The 3,854-nt window shown below is 57.1% G+C and carries 1 protein-coding gene and 1 pseudogene; both read left to right on the top strand.

All coding sequences use genetic code 11. The annotated features are described in order from the left end of the window. On the top strand, positions 1 to 364 hold a 364-nt coding region (locus tag D5269_RS18410; RefSeq protein ID WP_161880089.1), incomplete at its 5' end, for a TnpV protein. Then, positions 292 to 3,854 (top strand): annotated as a pseudogene (locus tag D5269_RS17050) (hypothetical protein); the annotation flags it as partial. The gene D5269_RS18410 and the pseudogene D5269_RS17050, both read left to right, overlap by 73 nt.

Genomic DNA, 3,854 nt, shown 5'->3' on the forward strand with positions numbered 1-3,854 from the left:
AATGGCAGAACTGGCATACAAGAAGATGGGCGATTACCAGATTCCCGACCTGATGATGGACGGGGAGGACGGGATGGAGGAAATGCCGCTGGGCAAGTACGGACGGATGCGGCAGACCTTTCTCCAGGAACGGCACAAGGGACGGTACACCTCGATGCTTCTGACCGGGCGGCTGGAAGCCCACCTGCGGGAGATCGACCAGCAGGCACAGGAACAGATAGACCGGATCGTGGCGGACTTAAAGAAACAGAACCACGTGGACGAAGCGATGAAAGCCCGCGACCAGATGGGATGGGTGCAGGCGGTCAACAGCTTCACCGCACAGGCGGAGGAAATGGTACTGAACGAGATCGTTTACAAGTAAATCAGGAAAACCAGCAGGCGGCGGGCGAACAGCCCGCCGTTTCTGCGTCTGCAAAGCCGGCATTTACACAGTTTTCCCTGTTCCCTACCGTGGAACAGCAGATTGAAACCATTGCCCATGTGCAGAAAACCGAGCAGGAACTCCGCCCCGCCGCTGCCGCCGGAAAAGTGACGGATGCCGTCATCGGGCGCGCCCTCACCAGCGGCAGCAATGAGCGAAACAGTATTTTGCGTATTGTGGCCTTTTTCCAGAAAGACCCGCCGGAAGAACTTGCCGCCGATTTTCTGCAAAAGGAATACCGCACCGGCGGCAAAGGGCTTAACATTGCGGGGCATGAGTATTCTTTGTGGTTCAGTCAAAGCGGCATCCACATCGCGCCGGGACGTTCTGCCGGGGGAGGTTCCCTTGTCACATGGAAGCAGGCGGCGGCACAGATTAGCCAGCTTCTGAAAGACGGCCAGTTTGCCAGCCAGGACAACATCGACGCGGCGCGGGACAACGAGTTTCGGGAACTGTCCGAAAAGCTGTGGTATCTGCGCCAGAATTTCAGCGACGAAGCAAGGGAAAAGGGCTTACTGCCCACCATTGACACGCTGTACGGCGGTTTCCCGGACAGCACGGAAAAGATTGCCGCACTCTTAAAAGACCCGTCAGAACGCGCCAAAATCGCGCAGGAGGTAAAGCAGCTTGCAAGCGCCCATCAGCGGAACCCGGAACTGTTACGGTTCCGCCAGCAGATACCGCCCCATGATTTATATACCCGCCTGACCGATATGGATAAGCCGGTGACGGCTTTTCAGGCGGCAGCGGGTTTTTCCCCTGCCCGTGGCGCATTTGTCACCGAGGATGAAATCACCCGCCAGCTCACCGGCGGCTCCGGGGTTTCCGAGGGCAAGTTCCGCATTTACTCCTACTTCATGCAGGGCCATGACGCCGCCGAGTGCATTGCCTTTCTGAAAAATGAATACGGCATCGGCGGGCATGGCTACATTGGATTTGACGAATGGCACGACGGCAAAGGAATCAAGCTGTCCCGCGCTGACGATTTTTCCGAGGGCAATTATGATACGGTCATGCTGAACTGGAAACAGATACACAAGCGGATTGCAGGACTAATCAAAGAAGATCGGTATCTGAACCGCAGGGAAAAGGCATATCTGCCGGAATATGAAAAAATGCGGCTTGCCCGGAGCCTGTATGTGTTCCAATACTACGACCCCAACGATGCCAGCAAAACAATCCCCCGCGACTGGGATGTTGACGCGCCAAAAAAGGTGTTCCGCCCCATACTGGACGATCCGGAACAATGCGCGGCGCACTATGAAAAAATGGTGAAAGCCCTGGCAATGGTATCCCCGGACGACCGCGCCTACAAGCTGATGGAACCGTCACTCCGGGATATGGGCGCGTATCTGCGGGGCGAATATTCCTTATTCACCCCTCTGCCCGAAGCTGTCTTGCAGGAGGAACGTCAAAAAAGGCAGGAGCAAAAAGAGAAAGAAAAACCGAGTGCCGCCAAACAAAAGAAAAAACCCGCAAGCGGCCTTGCGGCTGCGGCAAAGGCTCTTTCCCGCAAAAAGCAGCCTGCTCCACGGGAGGACAACGAGGGACAGCAGCTTACACTGGATATGTTTGGGCTTTTGTCTGAACCCGCTGCGCCGCCTATGCCGGAAATGGAACAGCCGCAGGCAGAGCCAGCCGCACCGGAAACAGCCGCAGCCGCGGAGCCGGATATACCCGAAGCTGCCGTGAACACGGAACCGGAAAACCCTGCCGCCCGGTATGACCTGGGCTATGGACACCTGGGCAACGGCCTGACGGTCTGGAACCGTTTGGAAGAAGTACACGGCGATTATAAGACGGTTGCCCATATCGCCCCCGACCGCACCGTAACCTTTTATGACGCAGGCTTGCCGGAGGAAATCCGGGAAGAAATCCAGAAAATCGCTGCCACCAGCGAAATGTCCATTTCAGCGACCCAGGACGCGCCGGTATTTTCCACGCCGCCCAAGGAGCCGGAACGGGTGCAGGATGTGGAGCAGACTGTGGAGCCGGAACAAGTGCAGGAACCAGAGCCGGAAAAGGCGCAGGACGCGCCCGTTTCGGACAATTCGGAGCCGGAAACCGCAGGCGGCAATATCGTACCATTCCCTGCGCCGGAGGACGGAACGGAACCCACCGGCACGGGTGCAGGGCAGACACAGAAAAGCCCTGAAACAGCCGCCGCAGACGAGCCAAACCTTACGCCCAATGTAGAGGAATACCTGAACCTCAAAGCGGCCCATCCTGACAAGCTGGTAGGCGTTCAGGTGGGGGAAACCATCCTCTTTTACGGCACTGACGCGGAAGAAGCCGCGCCTGCCCTGGGAAGAAAAACCGTTACCCGCGAAATCCCCGATTTGGGGACAGTTTCCGTCACCGGTGCGAATGGCTGGCAGTCTGTCCTGAAAAAGCTGCTGGAACACGGAAAAAGCGTGGTGCTTGCGCGGCCTGACGCAGAACGCGGCACTGACGCGCCCTATGAAATCATCAAGGAACGCAGCGCGGCGGAATATATCCCCATTGGCATGGAACTGACCATTGACGGGCGGCTGATGAAGATTGACAGCGTGGACTACAACGCCGGAACCGTCAGCCTGCAAGATATGGAACTGCGGGGCTGGTTCCCCATTTTCCGCAGCGAAAGCATCCCCTTTGTGCGGCAGTTTGTGGAGGAACGGGAACAGCAGACCTTTGACCTTACCCCGGATGTTCCCCCTGCACCAGCAGAACCCAAGCCTGTGCCGGAACCGATGGAGATTGACGGCGGGCAGATTACCGAAACCCCAGCGCAGAAGCAGGCCCGCCGCCGCGCCCAGGAGGAAGTGGGCGGCAGGGTATTCCCCAGCGAGATTATTTTACAGCCCCTGCGGTTTGAACCAGAGCGCCACAACTTCCAGATCACCGATGAAAATTTAGGCGTGGGCGGTGAAAAAACCAAGTACCAGTACAACGTGGAAGCCATCCGCACCCTGAAACAGATTGAAGCCGAAAAACGCCTTGCCACACCGGAGGAACAGACTATTTTGTCCCGCTATGTGGGCTGGGGCGGCATTTCCCACGCCTTTGAGCCAAACGACCCCAAGTGGGCAAAGGAATACGCCGAACTGAAAGAACTGCTCACCCCTGCGGAGTACCAGTCTGCACAAAGCACGGTTCTCAATGCCCACTATACCAGCCCCACCGTTATCCAGGCAATCTACAACGCGGTGGAACAGATGGATTTTACGCCTGGGACAGTTTTGGAGCCGTCTATGGGTATCGGAAACTTTTTCGGGATGCTGCCGGAAAAATTGGCGGCGGCAAAACTCTATGGCGTGGAACTGGACGACCTGACCGGGCGCATCGCAAAACAGCTATACCAAAAGGCGGATATTACAGTAGACGGCTTTGAGCGCACCGACCACCCGGACGATTTCTTTGACCTGGCGGTGGGCAACGTCCCCTTTGG

The sequence above is a fragment of the Anaerotruncus sp. 1XD42-93 genome, from assembly GCF_009917605.1.
Classification (GTDB): domain Bacteria; phylum Bacillota; class Clostridia; order Oscillospirales; family Ruminococcaceae; genus Anaerotruncus.